Genomic DNA, 16,730 nt, shown 5'->3' with positions numbered 1-16,730 from the left:
ATGCAAAGCACGAAAGGGCATGCGATGCGGTGGATGATCTTGGTTTTGGGGCTGTTTGTCCTTGGTGCCTGTACCGGCAAGCCGTCGCTGGATGATGAGGTGCTGTCGGATCGTCAGTTGAACCTTGAGGAGTTCTTTGACGGGCGGTTGACGGCCTATGGCCAGTTTCAGGATGTGTTTGGCACGGTGCGCCGTCGCTTTACCGTGGATATTGAGGGGATTTGGGATGGCGAGACGCTGACGCTGGTCGAGGATTTTGTCTACGAGGATCAGAGCACCGAGCGGCGGGTTTGGACCCTGACAAAAACGGGGCCTGACAGTTGGCAGGGGACGGCGCCGGGGGTGATTGGGATCGCGATCGGCGAGGAGAAGGGGGATACGTTCAATTGGCAATACACCATTGATCTGCCGGTGCCGGACGGAACGCTGCGCGTGACATTTGACGACTGGATGTGGTTGCTGAGCGACGACCGATTGCTGAACCGCGCGTATATGAAGCGGGCGGGTGTGGATATTGGCGATGTGATCATCACTTTTGAGAAAGAGCGGTGATCACTTTGTCCACAAAGTGATCCACTAGGGATCGTCGCGCTCGCATTTGCATCTTGGCACCGGGTCATAGCCGCTGCTGCCCCATGGGTGGCAGCGGGCGATGCGGCGGGCGGCGAGCCATGTGCCTTTGATCGCGCCGTGCGTTTCGAGGGCTTCCATTGCATAGGCGCTGCAGGTCGGCTGGTAACGGCAGTTGAAACCGACCCAAGGGGAAAAGATCAGGCGGTAGGCGCGGACGGGCAGGGATACGATGAAGGCGAGGGGCGTCATGGGAGACGTGCCAGCGCGGCTGTGCAATCTGCGATCAGTTGTGCGAAGGGGCGGGTGGCGGTAACTTCGGCGCGGCCCACAAGCACGTAGTCGGTGGCGGGTTTGCCGTGGCGCGTGATGACTTGGCGGGCCACTTCGCGCAGGCGGCGTTTGGCGCGGTTGCGGGCAACTGCGTTACCGACCTTTTTCGAACAGGTGAAGCCGACGCGGATGGGGCCATCGTCGTTGCGGCTGCGCGCCTGAAGGATGAAGCCGGGCATCACGACGCGGCGCCCACGGGACGCCCGAAGGAAATCGGCGCGCTTTTTCAGAACCTCAAAACACAAAGGCCCCGCCGGCGGCATGTCTTCGCCAGCGTCAAAGCTGGGCAAAGCGGCCTCCGGCGGGGTCATTGTCATCCCTTTCGGGGAAAGCTTACGCGCTCAGCGACTTCCGGCCGCGGGCACGGCGGGCGTTGAGGATCTTGCGGCCAGCCTTGGTTGCCATGCGGGCACGGAAACCGTGACGGCGTTTGCGCACGAGGTTCGAAGGTTGATAGGTGCGTTTCATCGCATTGGCTCCGGATGTGTTGACCCATGCACCCGCGGATTCGGGGAAGGGTAGTATTCGAAGCCCGTCCTCTAAAGCCGCATGTGGCTCAAGTAAACCCTTTGGACACCGAAATTCGGCATCCTTGCAACAAATCGGTGCGCGTGCCGGTTGGTATGTTTCAATGCGGTGGTCTGGGCCGAAAAAACCTCACGGAAAGTGGGTTATCCGTTCAAGGGGCTGTGAACACCCTGTTTTGCGGCGTGCGGCAGGCGCATTTTCAGGTCACAAACCGCCGAACATGCGCCGCCCTGATGCTGTGCGATCAAAGGATACGGAATGACTGACACGAGCCAACCCCGCAAGTCGGGCCTGATGCGGAACCTGCCGCTGATCGGTATTCTGATCGTTGCAGCCATAGGCGCATTTACCCTGCGCGACTATCTCAGCTTTCAGACGCTGGCGGACAATCGCGAGGCGCTGATTGATTTCCGCGATACGAACTATCTGCTGACGGCGCTGGTTTACGTTGCGATCTACATCCTGATTGTTGGCTTTTCGCTGCCGGGGGCGAGCATCGCGACCCTGACCGGTGGGTTCCTGTTTGGCACGGTGTTCGGGTCTGTCTTTACCGTGACGGCGGCGACCATTGGCGCGACGGTCATATTCCTTGCCGCGCGTCACGGGTTTGGCGAGACGTTGGGCCAGCGCATGGAAGCGTCCAAGGGCACGATCAAGAAGATCAAGGACGGCATTGATGAAAACCAGTGGTCGATGTTGTTTGTCATCCGGTTGGTGCCTGTGGTCCCGTTCTTTGTGGCTAACCTTGTGCCCGCCTTCATGCAGGTGCCGCTTCACCGCTATGTGATTTCGACCTTTCTGGGCATCATTCCGGGATCGGTTGTATATACATCCGTGGGCGCTGGGTTAGGTGAGGTGTTTGCCCGCGGCGAGACGCCAAATCTCGGCATTATCTTTGAACCTCATGTTCTGCTGCCCATCCTCGGGCTGGCGGCGCTGTCCCTGCTGCCGGTGGTGGTGAAGGCCGTGACGGGCAAGAAAGGTCTGTAATCCCAATGAAACGTATCAAGACCGATATCCTGGTGATCGGCGCCGGGTCAGGTGGCCTGTCCGTTGCAGCCGGTGCCGTGCAAATGGGCGCCAAGGTTGTCCTGCTCGAAGGGCACAAAATGGGTGGCGACTGCCTGAACTATGGGTGCGTGCCGTCGAAGGCGCTGATTGCAAGCGGGAAGGCGGCCTATGGCCAGACCCACAGCGCGGAGTACGGCGTGGCCAATGCCGCCCCGCAGGTGGACTATGCCGCGGCCAAGGATCACGTGGCGCAGGTGATTGCGCAGATTGAACCCGTGGACAGCCAGGAACGGTTCGAGAGTTTGGGCGTGCAGGTCATTCGCGAGTTTGGCGTGTTCATTTCCGAGACCGAGGTGCAGGCGGGAGATACCGTCATCAAGGCCCGGCGCGTGGTGATTGCGACGGGGTCGAGCCCGTTTGTGCCGCCTATCGATGGCATCGATACTGTGCCGTACCTGACGAACGAGACCTTGTGGGAGTTGCGCGAGCGCCCGGATCACCTGCTGATCATTGGCGGTGGTCCTATCGGTATGGAAATGGCGCAGGCGCATCGGCGTCTCGGGTCAAAGGTGACCGTGATCGAAGGCGACAAGGCGCTGGGCAAGGATGATCCTGAGATGGCCGAGGTCGTGCTGACCAACCTGCGCCGCGAGGGGATCGAGATCGTTGAAGGCGCTTTGGCCAAGAAGATCGAAGGTTCGGATGGCTCTGTCACCGTGCACACCAAGGACGGGCGTCGTTTTGATGGCTCGCATCTTTTGGTGGCTGTGGGCCGCAAGTCGAACACCGACAAGCTGAACCTTGAGGCTGCTGGCATCGAGACGACGAAGACTGGCATCAAGGTCGACGACGGCCTGCGCACGACCAACAGTCGTGTCTATGCAGTGGGTGATGTGGCCGGTGGACTGCAATTCACCCATGTGGCGGGCTACCACGCGGGCGTCATCATCCGCTCGCTGCTTTTTGCGCTGCCAGCAAAGACGAAGACCGCGCATATCCCCTGGGCCACCTATACCGACCCGGAATTGGCACAGGTGGGACTGACAGAGGCGCAGGCGCAGGAGCAGTACGGCGACAAGGTGGAGGTGGTGCGCTTTCACTACAACCACAACGACCGCGCTATCGCAGAGCGCAAGACGGACGGGCTGATCAAGGTGATGGTGGTCAAGGGGCGGCCTGTGGGCGTGTCCATTGCTGGGTATCAGGCGGGCGAGTTGATCAACCTGTGGTCGCTGGTCATCGCCAACAACATGAAGATGAGCCAAGTCGCGGCCATGGTGTCACCCTATCCCACCATCGGCGAGGTCAATAAGCGCGCGGCGGGTGCCTATTTCAGCCCGCGACTTTTCGAAAACCCGACGGTGAAGCGCGTCGTGGGACTTGTGCAGCGCCTTATTCCCTGACCACATAGCACGATGATGAATTCACTCTCCGGCCGGTTCCTAATCTTGACCACGATCTTCGTCATGCTGGCGGAGGTGTTGATTTTTGTCCCGTCTATCGCGCGCTTTCGGGAGGAGTATCTTCAGAACCGGCTTGAGCGCGCACAGATTGCATCTCTGGCCTTGCTCGCCGACGACATGATCGACAGCGATCTGGAAGAGGAATTGCTGGAGAACGCGGGTGTCTTCAACGTGGTTCTGCGGCGGGATGAGGTGCGGCAATTGATGCTCGCCTCGCCCATGCCGCAGCCCATCGATGCGACCTTTGATCTGCGTGACGGGACTGCGCCGGTGCTGATCCGCGATGCGCTGATGCGGATTGTCGAACCTGAGAACGAGGTGATCCGCGTGATCGGGGCCCCCACGCGCGAGGCGGGGTTGCTCATCGAGGTGACGATGGAAACCGAGCCGCTGCGCGCGGCGATGATCGACTATGGGATACGCATTCTGGTGCTGTCGGCGGTGATCTCGATTGTCACAGCCGGGCTCTTGTTTATCGCGGTGCGGGCCATTCTGGTGAAGCCTATTCGCGGTGTTGTGGGCCATATGCAGCGCTACGCCGCAGCGCCAGAGGATGCGCGCCGGATCATTACGCCGAATGCGGGTGTGACCGAGTTGCGCGAGGCCGAAGAGGCGTTGCGGAGCCTGCAAACGGAACTTATTTCGGCCCTGCGCCAGAAGGATCGGCTTGCACAGCTTGGGAGTGCGGTTTCGAAGATCAGCCATGATCTGCGCAATATCCTGACCTCGGCCCAGCTGTTCACCGACCGGATCGAAGCGTCCGAAGACCCGCTGGTGCGCCGCATGGCTCCCAAGTTGGTCAATTCGATGACCCGCGCGGTGCACCTGTGTGAAAGCACGCTTGCCTTTGGCAAGGCGGAAGAGCCGAGCCCGACGCTGATGATCTTCACGCTGGATGATCTGGTGGCAGATGTGTTGGACAGCGAGCGATTAGCTGTTGGCGATCACGATTTGTCGCTGAGCGAGAATATCCCGCCACTCTTTTCCCTACGCGCTGATCCAGAGCAGTTGTTCCGCGTCGTGTCCAACTTGGTGCGAAATGCGCGGCAGGCGATCATCGCGACCGGCAAACCCGGTGAGATCAATGTGTCGGCTTATGAGGATGCCGACAATTGGTGGATCGAGATCGCAGACACAGGCCCGGGGCTGCCCCCCAAGGCGCAGGAGCATCTCTTCCAGCCGTTTCAAGGCGGTGTAGCCAAGGGTGGCACGGGTTTGGGTCTTGCCATTGCGCAGGAACTCGTGCGCGGGCATGGCGGGGCGCTTGAGCTGGATCGGACGGGTCCCAAGGGCACCGTATTTTCCATCCGATTGCCGAAAGGTGAAGACATCTAGTGTGATCAGCGAATTTGCTCAGATACCCCCTTGCAAAGCCTCGCGCGCGGGACTAAACCGCCGACCAGTGGACCGATAGCTCAGCTGGATAGAGTACTTGACTACGAATCAAGGGGTCGGGGGTTCGAATCCTCCTCGGTCCGCCACTACCATTGTGTCGAACGTCAGATAATTTTGACCTTTGCGTCATAAACTGACCCGATCCGCCGATTTGGCCCATTTGGGTTGTTTCGTTTGATCCCGTTTCCCAGCCGGAAAATCGGGGGCGATTTGGAGGGCAGACGGCGCAGCCACCTGTTCCTGCAAATCTGCCACGTGGCGAACGCGGGAGGGGGCGAGGCAATGCTATTCGACAGGGGTGGTGCGGCCCGCAGGCGCAGCCGAGGACACGGCCCTGTCTAATAGGGTTGCCCCGAGGGGGAGGGCGGCGCCCTCACCCTGGCGGCGACGGGCATTTGGCTTGTCCAAATCCCGCTGGCCCAAGAAACAAAAGCGGCGGGACCATCGGCCCCGCCTCAATTGATGTCGCAATGCAGAAAACGTCGGCTATGAGCCCAAATCGACCAGCGCTGCGGGATGTACGAAGGTCGGCATTTGGAAGGCCCCAAGTCGTAACCGCTACTAACCGAGGTCCGACAAACGCGGGGGCCAACTAGCTGCGCCTGCGAGCGAAAGCATCCTGCACAGACGGTGTGACGAGCCAGTCAATAGGTTCCCCCATACTATCCAGCTCTTTGGCGGTACTTGATGAGACATGGAGGAATTCTGGCTCGCAGATGAAATGAATCGTTAAAATGCTTGGATCTATCCGCGCTGCCACACCGTGAAGCATGAACTCTTCATTGAAGTCGCTGGCCTCCCGCAAGCCTCTCACAATGTGAGTTGCGCCAATCTGGTTCGCATACCTGATTAGGCTTTTGTTTTCGAACTCGCCAATCTCTAGCGTGCCTTTCAAAAGGGCTCCCTTAGAGTCCTTCCTCGCAGACTGAGGCCAGGTTTCAACGAGTGATTTCTCTATTAAATCAACACTCTCTGCAATTTCGAACATCCGACGCTTCTTGACGTTGGTGCCAATGGCAATATGAACAATATCGAAAGTTTTTAGTGCCTTACTGACAACGTCCAAATGTCCGCGCGTTATGGGGTCGAACGATCCGGCGTATAGGCACTTTGTTGGTTTCAGTCTTGCCATTTTAGCTCCTCGGGTTGAAACTCGATTGGGTACAAGCTTCGGGCACATCAAATGCTTTGTCTGCTGGTGACCGACAACGTTCTGAGCGCGACATAAGCTCCGGGCTGTCCTTCAAGGCGCAAGGTAAAATCGATTGGCAACGCCAGTGGATTGTTGATGTAGTATAGCTGTTACATCCTGAAAAGCTTGAGGTTAGTTGGCCTGTGATCTTGCAGACTGGGCGATGGCCGCCTGCAGAGCTCAGTAGGCAGACCTTGGCGCATGTGCAGCGAAATGGCGCTCCGTCCGCAGATCGGACCTTTGATCAGGGCTCCTTTGTGTTGACCTGACACTAGGCCGGATCGACGTTCAGCCCAAGGCCCGCTTCGAGCCCACTCTGACAAATGCTGCACTCTCTTCGAATGTCCGCTACATTCACCTTGAGATATTGAAGGTCCAAACTGAGCATGTCGCCAACCCGAAATTTGTTTTGGCCAACTATGATGGTGATCGCGCTGTTGGGATCAGATTTGTCTTCGCAAGAAAACGCCAGTCCGCTTTCTTGTTCGGCACACTTTCAAGGAAGAGCAAACTGGCTTCAAACGCTTGGGGGTCATCCTGCCGCCGTCAATTTTATGAACGTCCGAGCGGAAACGCTTTGGTACAGCGTGCCCCGTGATTGCGGGATGTATACAGGTTTTTCTAACCAAGAATGTAACTATGACCCAGCACGTCCGTCAGTGTCTGACGTTATGATCCAGTGGGCGGACTCTAGTCAGGGATACGAGCCAATTCCTACTTGCATGGAGGATAGCTTTTGCTCTGCATGCCTGTCTGTTTATGAAAGAGTTGTCCGTTGAAAGTCATACTGATGATGCCGAGGCCGCAACCGCCCCACCTACCGGTGCTATGCTCAATTGCAGCGCCGTCGCGAAGCCGGCACAGGTGCTTCAAGCTGCGAACCTACCTAATGAGCCCACATTGCGAAATGCTGCGACATCGACCAGACTCAGCTTAATGCTGATCTTTTCATGGATATTTGAGCTTGTGCAGGTTTGCAGATGAACGAATACCAAAGCGTCATTTTGCTGGGAGCTTTAGTAGCGGGATTTGTGCCCGTAACGATCATAGTCGTTTTTTGCCTGTTAACAGGGCGGACGATGGCGCTGTTCTCACGTAACAGCGAAGAACAGCTCAACTCTTCATCGTTCATTAGGTTCATGGGACGCCTATATCTCGTATTGCTGCCCGTGTATTTTACCCTGCTATGCGTGTATGCCGTCCTTAACTTGAGTGGTGCTGGATAAGGCGAATAGGGTGAAGTTTGAACCAATGCAGTCGTTGGTGCAGCCGTGGGGAGCCTGATCTGACTGGTCCGGTTTGATTGTTAGTGCATGACTGGCCTTGGGTCCATGTGGACGATGGTTTCGGGTGCTGGCGGCCGGTATCCTAGGGCACTGTGTGGCCGCTTGGTGTTGTAGTGTTTTCTCCATGCTTCAATGATGATCTGCGCTTCTCTGAGCGAGTAGAAGATTTCTCTGTTCAACAGTTCGTCGCGGAACCGCGCGTTAAAGCTCTCGACATGTCCGTTCTCCCAAGGGCTACCTCGTTCGATGTAAGCCGTCTTAGCGCCAACGGCTCCAATCCAATCCCGAACCGCCTGCGTTCGAGACATCCGCAAATTCTCCTTCATCTGTTCAGATCGTAACCCCATGAATGACCCGATCCAGATTACGCCTTGAACCGTCAGCGCAGGAGCCCAAGACTTGCAAGGAATTGGGCTAAAAAGAACGCAAGTACGCTGTCTATTGTCATTTCTAGTTAGCCAGAAGGCGCGTGATTTCGGGCGTCCTTGGCTACGGCGCGAGCTGTCTCCGCTGGATAGCCTGGCCGTATCGGCGCCACTGAATAATGCGCTTCAATCCCAAATATAGATCTTGCCGCGCTTGAAATCTTTGACAGACAAGCCTGAAGGTCACACGATGGTCCTTCCAGAATAGCATCGTCTGTGCCGCTGAACAGAACTGCTATGTCTGGCCAATCTTCACAGATTCTCGGAATCCGCTGCCGGAAAAACGCGGAAAGTAGAGCGCCGCGGGTTTGCATAGTTGCTAACTTTGGGCCGCACCCGCGGAGAAAGGCACTGCACCCCCGAATGTCCAAGCGCCCGCGCGCTAGACCGGTCTCGTCGCGTACATGCAGCTGGCCATCCAACGCTGCGCCTGTAAGCCATTGGGACTGTGGCAGGCAATGATCTGTGAGATTGATGCTGGAGGGCGCTGTGGTCGCAAAGTAACTGCGATCCCTTATCTTGTGCAACCGTGCCTCGGCGTTGCGCGGGTCGCGGCACAGACGTGTGCGATCCATCTCAGGCGGTCTCCAATACATCTGGGCTGCGATCATCTCCGCCGGTGGCCATAACGCCAAGGCGTTCCTACAAGCATATGCCTCTTTTTCGGTGACGACTAAGTCGAAACGGCCCATGCCAAGAAAGAGTATCCGATGAGTGCCGATACTCGCCGCCTCCCGCGCCGTATGTAGCGCCGCTTCGGTCAGGCCGGCGGCTTGGCGATACCTGAAAAGCGCTCTGCCAATTGTCGCCGTTTCATCCTGTTCGGGGTGCAGGACACCGCGTAGCCCTTTTAGCGAGCACATGGCGACAGTTGCCGGACTATTTTCAAGCTCTACCAACGCGGAGCAGAGAGCCACTGCTATTGAAGCCGGAATGATCTCACCTGCGATCATCGACCGTGTCACTTTAGGGAGATCAAGGACGCTCTCTGAAGTCGCATTGTGGGGACCACAGGTTGTAGCAAGGTCTGCTTCCCATAGAAGCGTGCATGAAGAGATGCCGAGTTGTTTGAGGGCTCGCGCTAGCATCTTTTCGGAAACAGGGCGTTCCAAATGCGCCGATACCGCCTCGGCCAACCTTCCCACTTGTGTGCGCAGGCTCACCCTCTATGCCTCAGGATCCCGATGGTTTTGCGCAGGACGTCTGCGTGGCCGCGGGCGTCATCCAGCCCATGATGTGTGTGCGGAAGCTCAGTGGAAACCTCAGGCGGGTAGCGCCCATGCCGACACAATCCGTAGTCGATGTTTAGCGCACCCGACACAAAAGACGGAAGATCAATACCCGCACCAAAAAACAGCGGATCATCCGTCCCCGGAAACGCCATCAGACCCTGTCCCAGGTATTGCTCCATATAGTGGCTGACCCAATGCCCATCAAAAGCCAGCGGGTGCCCTACGAATAGCCGCCGGCCATCCAGATCTCGTACAAAGCGTTCAAACCGCTCCATTCCAGTTTTGGCAGATATCGGGTCTGCTGTGATCTGTTCCCAGATTTCCGACTGCTCAGTCTGCCACCATTCCAACGTTCCTTGGTCTGGCAAAGTGTGGTCCGGCGGAATGAGATTCAATGAGAGAGAACTTACTTCGAAACCAGCGTCATCCGTCGCGACAGCCGAAAGGTTCCGCATGGCGTGTGTCCCGGGTTCCGGGCCATCCGTCTCGATGTCGACAACTACATAGAAGGTTTGTGTCATACCGTTTGCTTCGCCTCAGGCGACAAAGGCGGGCGGGCCATCCAGCCGCCCGCACAGACGACCATACTGCCAACCAAAGTCATTTCGCCGATCTCCAAGGGTCAGACAACGTTCATCCATAGGAGCGCCCGGCATGCCAAACTGGCGAAGCGTTTCGTAGGTGTAGAAAAGTGCCGGTAGCGTCTCGTAGCGTGTCGCCAAGTCCAAGCAGCGACTAAGGTCCGCCTTTGGAAACAAGCGTGCAAGATAGAAAAGATCCCGCAGCACGGGGCGAGGCTGCTGGCGGACCAAATCGAGATAATAGCGCGTTGCCAAGAGCCAAGCTTCCACAGATGGATCGACAAAGGGTCGATCAGGAGAGCCCGTCCAGAGAGGTTCTACCGGAATATCGTTCGCTGCTCTTAGGTGGACGTCAACGGTGATCAAAAGGACCACCTCGTCATTGTCGAGCCAGATTGGGGCCCGTTGCCATAGATCGGGGCATCGAACCAGCTCCGGCGGAGCTTTGAAGCGCTCAATCTTCGAGAACGCATATAGCTCGTAGCTCCCGCTTTCGTAAGCAGCAATACGGGCCGGCTCAGTGGAACGCAGGTTTTTGCTTGTTATGTCGAAATCCGATTGTTCAAAGCCATGACGCAGGAGCAGTGCGCGCGCCAGTGAAGCCCGCTCAGGTGGAACCAGAATATCGATGTCGCGCATGACGCTGAAGGGTTCTCCCTTCAGGACAGTCTGTATGACTGCGGCACCCTTGTAGTAACGCGAGGCGACATCCAAATACGCCAAATCATCACGCACGGCTTCGATCGCCTTTTTCTGACGTTGAAAAACCTCTCGATAGAGCGTTTGAAACACTGTCGGAGCTGACAAATCCTCAAATGCGGTCTCTATCCGCCACCGCGCCATCGCCTCGCGCTCAGACGCCGTGAGTTCGACGATATGCGTTTTGCCGGTTGCCCAGCTGCCGAGGGCCTCTAGGGCGAGCGGGAGGTGAGGAGAAAGCGGAGCCATTGTGTAGTCCCCAAGCGGGTCAAACAGTGCGTCGGGCCAATCCAGGCCCGACACTTTTTTGCCAGATGCAAGCTATGCGAACGACGAGGAAGAAGAGGAGGAGGAGGCAGAAGCAACGATATAGATGCGTTCCTCGGTTTTCAGAAGTGGTGCTTCAGAAGACGCATCCGGTGCGATGTCAACCGTGGACAACGACTGCAATGGCGCCGTGTCAGCATACGTCAGACCTCCCGCGACAAGCCCAAGGCCGACCGCTACAAAACTGGTTTGTTTCATTTTTTCATCCTTTTGCAATTTCGGTTTCTCAGTCAGAGAACGGGCTAGGTTTTCGGCTGTCACTAGGCTTGTCCCGAGGGCCACCCAATGCGCAGTTATCGGCCAACGCGCAATTCAACGATGCGCGATCTGACGCCGATTTTGCAGCCGCAGCACTATTGCCAATCCGCTACCAGATGGGATGCGCCATGGTGAGGCCATGGCTCAGACAAACAAAAATGCGATCTTCACCTCACAAAGCTCCGGGACGTGGTCGCGGTCATTTGACGACGTATACACACGACATCTGAATCTCGATCTCGAAGGTATTGATGCGGACGTCTTTTGGTTCCGCGAAGATGTACATCACCCTCGTCCCATCTACCCATTCGAAGCAATCGTGCCGGAGGCGATCAAACTTGGTCTGGGGCAGGTCAATACACGGATGCTGGCCTTTCCTATGTCCAACGGCCTCGACATCCGCGTGCACCACGGGCGCGTCTATTTCTCACCGGTCGCGCCGCCGCATGCGGCAGAAGCTGACCGGCGGGCACCCGTTTTCGAAAAACGCACCGCGCATATGTTTGAGCGTTTTGAGGACTACGAGAGCAACTGGCGCCTGAAAGTGAATAGCCTCATTGCGTCGCTCAATCATTTACCGTTGCCAAGGCTTGACGACTTGGAAAATGAGGGCCGGGCACTTGATGGAGGTGGCCTATCGTCAGGACACGATCTTTGCCAATTTCTGTCCAAGTTAGTGGAGGGGCTGTTCCAAGCATACCAGTACCATTTCGAATTGCTCAACATCGGCTATCTAGCGTTGTTGCAGTTTTCCGAAGTGTTTGAGCAAGCGTTTCCGTCGGCCGATCCAGCCACAGTCAATACGTTGCTCCGTTGTGGAGATCTGGAGCTTTACGAGCCGCAACGGCAAATCGACGCTCTTGCGCGTTTGGCGGAGCGCTTGGAGCTTGTTGATAAGGTGCTGAAAGCGGAAAGCCTTGAGGCGATTGCCGTCCGCGGTGAGGAAGACCGGAACACCGGCCTTTGGTGCGCCGAGCTTGATGCAGCGCGGGCGGATTGGTTCGACTATTCTGACGGCATCGGCTTTTCGTATTTCGACAAGGTCTGGAATGACCACCCGTCGATCATTCTGGACCGAATAAAGGACGCGCTTCGCCGGGGGCCAAAGTTAGACAAACAGGAACCTGACCCGGCAGAGATCTTGTCGCGCAGCCTTTCGCTGATCGACAATTCAGAGATGCGAACGCGCTTTGAGGCCGCCTATGATCGCGCGCGGCGGGTGACGCCGTATCTGGAGAACCACAACCTATACATTGAGCATCGTTTTCAGGCTGTGTTTTGGCGACGTCTGCGGGCCTTGGGGAGGGTCTTGCACGATTTGGGATGGTTGGATTCGGTTGATGATATCGTTCTATTGGATCGTTGGTCTCTAGGTGAAATGCTGTATGAAGTAGCTGCTGATTGGGCGGCTGGAACGAAAAGTGCTCGGCCGCAATACTGGACAGACCGACTGGATCGCGCTCGCAGCGCAATGGCGCGCTACGAGGCAGCGCGTCCGCCGGAACGCTTCCTCGGCGACGTACCGGATCATATCAGCGACCCCATACTGATCTGCCTGTTCGGTATCACAGATAAAAATGTCGCTGCGGCGAGACAAGTTTCAGAACGCGGGGGCACGATCTGCGGACAAGGAGCTTCGATTGGTGTTGTGCGCGGGCCGCTTTACTTTGCCACGTGTGCTGAAGATCTCAGCCACGCGCCCGAAGGCGCTATAGTCGTTTGCAGTATTTTGCCGCCGTCCTGGTGCGTCAGCCTGTCGGGCATTGGAGGCGTAATCTGTGAGTACGGGGGCGTGCTGTCCCATGCCGCGATCCTGTGCCGTGAGTTCGGCAAGCCCGCAGTGATTGGTGTACCGGACGCGATGACCAGGTTTCAACCCAGCGAAATGGTGGAGATCGACGGCAAGACAGGAAGAATCAACCTATTGGACAAGAAGGACTGAACGGCAATGCACCAGACTGTTGCCATCTCTGATTGTTACTTTGCTCAGCGGACTTCTTGCTGGCGCACTTTGGGCGGAAAAGCCGCAGGCCTCCTGGCACTGCGGCATCGCGGATTTACCACACCGGATTTCGCGATTGTACCTACCGATGATGTGGCGGCTGCCCGCGAGGATAATCTGGGTCGCGCCGCCGAAGCTTTCATATCGGATAGGATGAACTCTGCGCCCCTGGCTGTCCGATCGAGTTCGGTGCTTGAGGATACCGCAGGGGCGGCGGGTGCGGGACTTGGCCTAAGCCTTCTCAATGTCACCGGCCGACGCGCAATACTGCGCGCAATGCGTAGGGTGGCTGACAGTCTTAGATGCGACAGTCTTCGTTCCTATCGCAAACGCGCTGCCAGCCCACCGAACGACGACAGCGAAGGTACGGTGATTTTGCAAGAAATGATTCATCCAACTGTTTCTGGAGTGTTGTTTACCTGCGATCCATTGACAGGTGACCCGTCGCAAGTCCGGATCGAGGCCGCATATGGTGCGTGTCGGCAGGTTGTAGATGGTTACGCGATGGTCAAGACGGTGGTCGACCGTCTTACAGGTGCACGGATGGTTTCAGGTGAGGATGGCCGCATACTGCCCCCTCGACGTATCGATGCGCTTCTGGAGGTGGCCCTGCGCCATGATGCGGAATTCGGGCTGCGGCACGACATAGAGTTCGCTTTCGCCGATGACACACGGACCGGTGAGGAATACCTAACTCTGCTTCAATCGCGTCCTGTTACAACACCATTGGTACAGCCGTCATGATCGACACAATGCGCCCGCTTGGCATTCGAACCCCACGCGCAGCGATCTGCACCGTATGCGACGACCGGTTTTTACCTGGCCTCGAGACATTGCTTCACTCGCTTGGTGCTAAGATGTCAGGCTTCTCGCAATTGCCTGTCCGAATCTTGCAGAATCAGGATCACGCACGCGTGAGTGACGACGCGCGCGCGCGCATTTTGACGCGGCATGAAAACGTCACTTTCGTCGACTGCCTTTGGCGCGACGCCTATGACGAGGCTTTGGAAGCGGATAAGCACAGGCCTGCCTTCCTTGCTCTGGAAAGCTTCCGCCAGACAGATGTCGAACGGGTAATCTACTTGGACAGCGATACGCTTTGCCTAGGAGATCTGAGCGAGCTGCTGTTTCTTGACTGTGACTTTGCGGCGGTGCCTTGTCGAAGGCCAAAGGCTGGGCACTTCAACTCGGGACTAATGGTTATTGGTTCGCGGCTTTTGTCAGAGAGCGTTGCGGACGAGATGCTGCGTCTCGACAGCGATGCGGGAGGGTATTGGGCGGATCAACCCTTGATCAATGCATATCTCGAGTGCCATTCGGACCTTCGGGTAGAGACCTTACCGGAGATTTACAACTTCATGTATATCGCCGGTCATCCGGAACTGGACGATGACAAAGACTTCCAGGCGCTAAGGCCATTCATTCGTCTGGTGCACTGGGCAGGGCGCGAGGAGAAGCGGCCAAAGCCATGGCATCTGCATACCCCATTGTCCGAAGCGGATGTGCTGTGGAAGGCATCCTATCAAGTGGCGGCTGGACAGCTTTAATGTGCGCAGATTCAACAGACTGGGATACTGCCGCAGACGACTGGAGCAGACAGCTCAACGCGGGGTTTGATAGGGTCCGCGAGGAGTACAACTGGCCTGCATTCGTAGACCTGCTGGGTCCGCTTGATGGCCGTGATGTGATTGACTTGGGATGCGGGAACGGAGCGATGACCCGCCGTCTTGCAACCCACGCCTCTCGGGTCACCGGGCTGGATACATCGCGCAAAATGATAGTGTCGGCGCAAAGAGAAAACGCCGCACCAAACATTCGATACGATGTCGTGTGTGCGGACGCGCCGTTTGCGTTGCAGCAGCGCGAAAGCGCGGATCTGATCGTAGGCTTCATGCTGCTAATGAGCACACGACGTCTCGAGCCGGTCGCTTTTGGTGCAGAGCGCGCTTTGCGGCCAGGCGGTCGTCTATGTTTGGCTCTGCTGCACCCATGTTTCAGTCATGGCGGAATGGAATGGGCCAAGTGCGACGGGGCACATGCTATCAATCTTTTTCGATATTCCTCTCGGTCTGATGTGCCCGGCGTGGTCAGGTTTCAGACAGCGCGGGAAGCGGGTCGTGCCGGATTTTCGGTTAAGCGGCAGGAGCGGACGCTGGAAGACACCCTGCGACCTTTTCTGTCCGCAGGTCTCAGGCTTAGTGCACTGCATGAACCTGTACCTAGTGCCGAAGCCGTAGCGCAGAATGGGCATCTGCGGCGTTGGCGCAATGTTGCGCCTGCCTTTCTACATCTGGTTTTCGAAAAATGAGCCATACAGCGGTAGTACCATTCGAAGTTGGCGGCCTGCGGTTCGATGTATCGAATGCAGACCCTGAGCTTGTCGCTTTCATCCAGCAGGAAACCGAAAACTCCTGGGCGCAGCAAACCGACCGGGTCGCAGATTTGACGATTGAACTCTCTGTCAGCGAGGCGCCCGACGTTTGGGAGCCAGGAACCGAACCAATGTTCGGCATTGGCGAAAATGCGATCTTCGGCAAGCGCCTGCAGCGGGAAGTCCCGACCTGGGGTTGCCAGTCGATGACGATGACCTGTAGGTCACCGACCCGGATCACCTTGTCACTACCTGCGGGGCCATTGCCTGCATTTGTGGCGCTTTACCGGGTGATCTCAACTACGCTTAAGGCTCGTATACTGGCCGCGGGTGGGGGAGAATTGCATGCTTCGGCAGTGTTTCACGACGGGCAGATTGTTGCCTTCGTCGGCCCCAAAGGTGCAGGTAAAACAAGCCTTTGTATGGATTTTGTTCTTTCCCAGAATTGGTCGTTTGTTGCCAATGACCATGTTCTGCTAAAGGCCGGGACTCCCGCTCAGGTTGTCGCGCTGCCAGAGACGCTGCGGATCGGCTTCGGAACGGTCCAGCAGCACGCTGAACTACGCGGCTTGGTGGCAAGTATCGGGCGCGGCTATGGGGATGACGGAAAGACGCGCATATATCTGTCGGAGGTTGCCTCGTTGCTGCCTGAGCGGATCATTCTAAGCGGTGCGTTAAGCGCGATTGTTGTCTGCGCCTTTGATGCGACGGCGCCAAAAGGAGGCACGTTGTCCATGCTTAGCTTAAATGATGACGTTCTTCGGCAAGCTTTGGTTGACTGCCAAGGCTATGTCCGTCCAGCTTGGCTAGAGTTTCTGGATGTGGGTCGATCAAGTGACGCAACTCTTTCGCGCAGCTTGGAAAATATTCCGATTTTGGGCTTGCGACGCGCGCGTGGAGATACCTATGCGGCCGTCAGACTAGCACGCGCTCTTTGAGGCAATTCCAAAAAACGTCTCAACCAGTAGACACTTAGCCGCGCAATTCGGCAATCCGATCCAGTTCGCGAGCGACATGCACACCGCCGATAGATGTGCATACCACAGCTGCATTCAGG

The 16,730-nt window shown here is 57.0% G+C and carries 16 protein-coding genes, 1 tRNA gene and 1 pseudogene; 10 read left to right on the top strand and 8 right to left on the bottom strand.

The window, feature by feature from the left end; genetic code table 11:
• The first annotated feature begins 24 nt into the window (after window positions 1–24).
• Window positions 25–552 (top strand): DUF3833 domain-containing protein, encoded by a 528-nt coding sequence (locus RA29_RS17980; protein ID WP_039688707.1) that lies wholly within the window; start codon window positions 25–27, stop codon window positions 550–552.
• Window positions 553–576: 24 nt separating this feature from the next.
• On the opposite strand, the gene yidD is transcribed toward RA29_RS17980, so the two are convergent.
• The 3 genes from yidD to rpmH form a co-directional block, all read right to left on the bottom strand.
• Window positions 577–822: a membrane protein insertion efficiency factor YidD gene (gene yidD, locus RA29_RS17975; RefSeq protein WP_039688539.1), complete on the bottom strand. Its 246-nt coding sequence runs from the start codon at window positions 820–822 to the stop codon at window positions 577–579.
• Window positions 819–1,166 (bottom strand): ribonuclease P protein component, encoded by a 348-nt coding sequence (rnpA, locus tag RA29_RS17970; RefSeq protein ID WP_241462652.1) that lies wholly within the window; start codon window positions 1,164–1,166, stop codon window positions 819–821. Before rnpA ends, yidD begins: the two co-directional genes overlap by 4 nt.
• 70 nt (window positions 1,167–1,236) lie before the next feature.
• Window positions 1,237–1,371: a 50S ribosomal protein L34 gene (gene rpmH, locus RA29_RS17965; protein ID WP_005980833.1), complete on the bottom strand. Its 135-nt coding sequence runs from the start codon at window positions 1,369–1,371 to the stop codon at window positions 1,237–1,239.
• Window positions 1,372–1,689: 318 nt separating this feature from the next.
• Here rpmH and RA29_RS17960 point away from each other — a divergent pair, with 318 nt between their 5' ends.
• From RA29_RS17960 to RA29_RS17945, 4 genes are all read left to right on the top strand, one after another.
• Window positions 1,690–2,421: a TVP38/TMEM64 family protein gene (locus RA29_RS17960; RefSeq protein WP_039688536.1), complete on the top strand. Its 732-nt coding sequence runs from the start codon at window positions 1,690–1,692 to the stop codon at window positions 2,419–2,421.
• Between the two features lie 5 nt (window positions 2,422–2,426).
• On the top strand, window positions 2,427–3,845 hold the full coding sequence (locus tag RA29_RS17955; protein WP_039688534.1) for an FAD-dependent oxidoreductase: 1,419 nt from the start codon (window positions 2,427–2,429) through the stop codon (window positions 3,843–3,845).
• Window positions 3,846–3,857: 12 nt separating this feature from the next.
• Window positions 3,858–5,240 carry a HAMP domain-containing sensor histidine kinase gene (locus RA29_RS17950; protein ID WP_039688533.1) on the top strand — a complete coding sequence of 461 codons (1,383 nt, stop codon included), beginning with the start codon at window positions 3,858–3,860 and terminating at the stop codon, window positions 5,238–5,240.
• Between the two features lie 69 nt (window positions 5,241–5,309).
• Window positions 5,310–5,386 (top strand) — tRNA-Arg (locus tag RA29_RS17945).
• Between the two features lie 506 nt (window positions 5,387–5,892).
• Here RA29_RS17945 and coaD read toward each other — a convergent pair.
• The 5 genes and pseudogenes from coaD to RA29_RS17910 all read right to left on the bottom strand — a co-directional run bounded on the left by coaD (window position 5,893) and on the right by RA29_RS17910 (window position 11,303).
• The gene (gene coaD, locus RA29_RS22090; protein WP_052249762.1) at window positions 5,893–6,432 is read right to left on the bottom strand and encodes a pantetheine-phosphate adenylyltransferase; all 540 of its coding nucleotides are present in this window, start codon (window positions 6,430–6,432) and stop codon (window positions 5,893–5,895) included.
• A gap of 1,366 nt (window positions 6,433–7,798) precedes the next feature.
• Window positions 7,799–8,071: pseudogene (locus tag RA29_RS17930) on the bottom strand (transposase); the annotation flags it as partial.
• A gap of 1,291 nt (window positions 8,072–9,362) precedes the next feature.
• The gene (locus tag RA29_RS17920; protein WP_039688527.1) at window positions 9,363–9,956 is read right to left on the bottom strand and encodes a 3'-5' exoribonuclease; all 594 of its coding nucleotides are present in this window, start codon (window positions 9,954–9,956) and stop codon (window positions 9,363–9,365) included.
• 15 nt (window positions 9,957–9,971) lie between these two features.
• Window positions 9,972–10,964: a hypothetical protein gene (locus tag RA29_RS17915; protein WP_152613074.1), complete on the bottom strand. Its 993-nt coding sequence runs from the start codon at window positions 10,962–10,964 to the stop codon at window positions 9,972–9,974.
• Window positions 10,965–11,036: 72 nt separating this feature from the next.
• Complete coding sequence (locus RA29_RS17910) at window positions 11,037–11,303, bottom strand: hypothetical protein (RefSeq protein WP_039688523.1); 267 nt, start codon at window positions 11,301–11,303, stop codon at window positions 11,037–11,039.
• Between the two features lie 136 nt (window positions 11,304–11,439).
• Here RA29_RS17910 and RA29_RS17905 point away from each other — a divergent pair, with 136 nt between their 5' ends.
• Genes RA29_RS17905 through RA29_RS17885 form a run of 5 tightly spaced genes read left to right on the top strand, consistent with a single transcriptional unit; the run spans window position 11,440 to window position 16,611 of the window.
• Entirely contained in the window at window positions 11,440–13,242 is a 1,803-nt protein-coding gene (locus RA29_RS17905) for a PEP-utilizing enzyme (RefSeq protein WP_193743577.1), read from the top strand.
• Between the two features lie 6 nt (window positions 13,243–13,248).
• Window positions 13,249–14,046: a PEP/pyruvate-binding domain-containing protein gene (locus RA29_RS22570; RefSeq protein ID WP_082029601.1), complete on the top strand. Its 798-nt coding sequence runs from the start codon at window positions 13,249–13,251 to the stop codon at window positions 14,044–14,046.
• Entirely contained in the window at window positions 14,043–14,849 is an 807-nt protein-coding gene (locus RA29_RS17895; RefSeq protein ID WP_039688517.1) for a glycosyltransferase, read from the top strand. Before RA29_RS22570 ends, RA29_RS17895 begins: the two co-directional genes overlap by 4 nt.
• Window positions 14,771–15,610 carry a class I SAM-dependent methyltransferase gene (locus RA29_RS17890; RefSeq protein ID WP_082029600.1) on the top strand — a complete coding sequence of 280 codons (840 nt, stop codon included), beginning with the start codon at window positions 14,771–14,773 and terminating at the stop codon, window positions 15,608–15,610. The genes RA29_RS17895 and RA29_RS17890 overlap by 79 nt, the downstream gene beginning before the upstream one ends.
• Entirely contained in the window at window positions 15,607–16,611 is a 1,005-nt protein-coding gene (locus RA29_RS17885) for a hypothetical protein (protein WP_039688513.1), read from the top strand. Before RA29_RS17890 ends, RA29_RS17885 begins: the two co-directional genes overlap by 4 nt.
• Window positions 16,612–16,730 lie beyond the last annotated feature (119 nt).

The organism is Tateyamaria sp. ANG-S1, from assembly GCF_000814025.1.
Lineage (GTDB): Bacteria > Pseudomonadota > Alphaproteobacteria > Rhodobacterales > Rhodobacteraceae > Tateyamaria.
This window is presented reverse-complemented; position numbering and strand designations above follow the sequence as displayed.

Bases quoted from the DNA above. Each gene is read 5' to 3' on its own strand.
- RA29_RS17980 (WP_039688707.1), top strand. From the start codon at position 25: ATGCGGTGGATGATCTTGGTTTTGGGGCTGTTTGTCCTTGGTGCCTGT.
- yidD (WP_039688539.1), bottom strand. From the start codon at position 822: ATGACGCCCCTCGCCTTCATCGTATCCCTGCCCGTCCGCGCCTACCGC.
- rnpA (WP_241462652.1), bottom strand. From the start codon at position 1,166: ATGCCGCCGGCGGGGCCTTTGTGTTTTGAGGTTCTGAAAAAGCGCGCC.
- rpmH (WP_005980833.1), bottom strand. From the start codon at position 1,371: ATGAAACGCACCTATCAACCTTCGAACCTCGTGCGCAAACGCCGTCAC.
- RA29_RS17960 (WP_039688536.1), top strand. From the start codon at position 1,690: ATGACTGACACGAGCCAACCCCGCAAGTCGGGCCTGATGCGGAACCTG.
- RA29_RS17955 (WP_039688534.1), top strand. From the start codon at position 2,427: ATGAAACGTATCAAGACCGATATCCTGGTGATCGGCGCCGGGTCAGGT.
- RA29_RS17950 (WP_039688533.1), top strand. From the start codon at position 3,858: ATGATGAATTCACTCTCCGGCCGGTTCCTAATCTTGACCACGATCTTC.
- coaD (WP_052249762.1), bottom strand. From the start codon at position 6,432: ATGGCAAGACTGAAACCAACAAAGTGCCTATACGCCGGATCGTTCGAC.
- RA29_RS17920 (WP_039688527.1), bottom strand. From the start codon at position 9,956: ATGACACAAACCTTCTATGTAGTTGTCGACATCGAGACGGATGGCCCG.
- RA29_RS17915 (WP_152613074.1), bottom strand. From the start codon at position 10,964: ATGGCTCCGCTTTCTCCTCACCTCCCGCTCGCCCTAGAGGCCCTCGGC.
- RA29_RS17905 (WP_193743577.1), top strand. From the start codon at position 11,440: ATGGCTCAGACAAACAAAAATGCGATCTTCACCTCACAAAGCTCCGGG.
- RA29_RS22570 (WP_082029601.1), top strand. From the start codon at position 13,249: ATGCACCAGACTGTTGCCATCTCTGATTGTTACTTTGCTCAGCGGACT.
- RA29_RS17895 (WP_039688517.1), top strand. From the start codon at position 14,043: ATGATCGACACAATGCGCCCGCTTGGCATTCGAACCCCACGCGCAGCG.
- RA29_RS17890 (WP_082029600.1), top strand. From the start codon at position 14,771: ATGGCATCTGCATACCCCATTGTCCGAAGCGGATGTGCTGTGGAAGGC.
- RA29_RS17885 (WP_039688513.1), top strand. From the start codon at position 15,607: ATGAGCCATACAGCGGTAGTACCATTCGAAGTTGGCGGCCTGCGGTTC.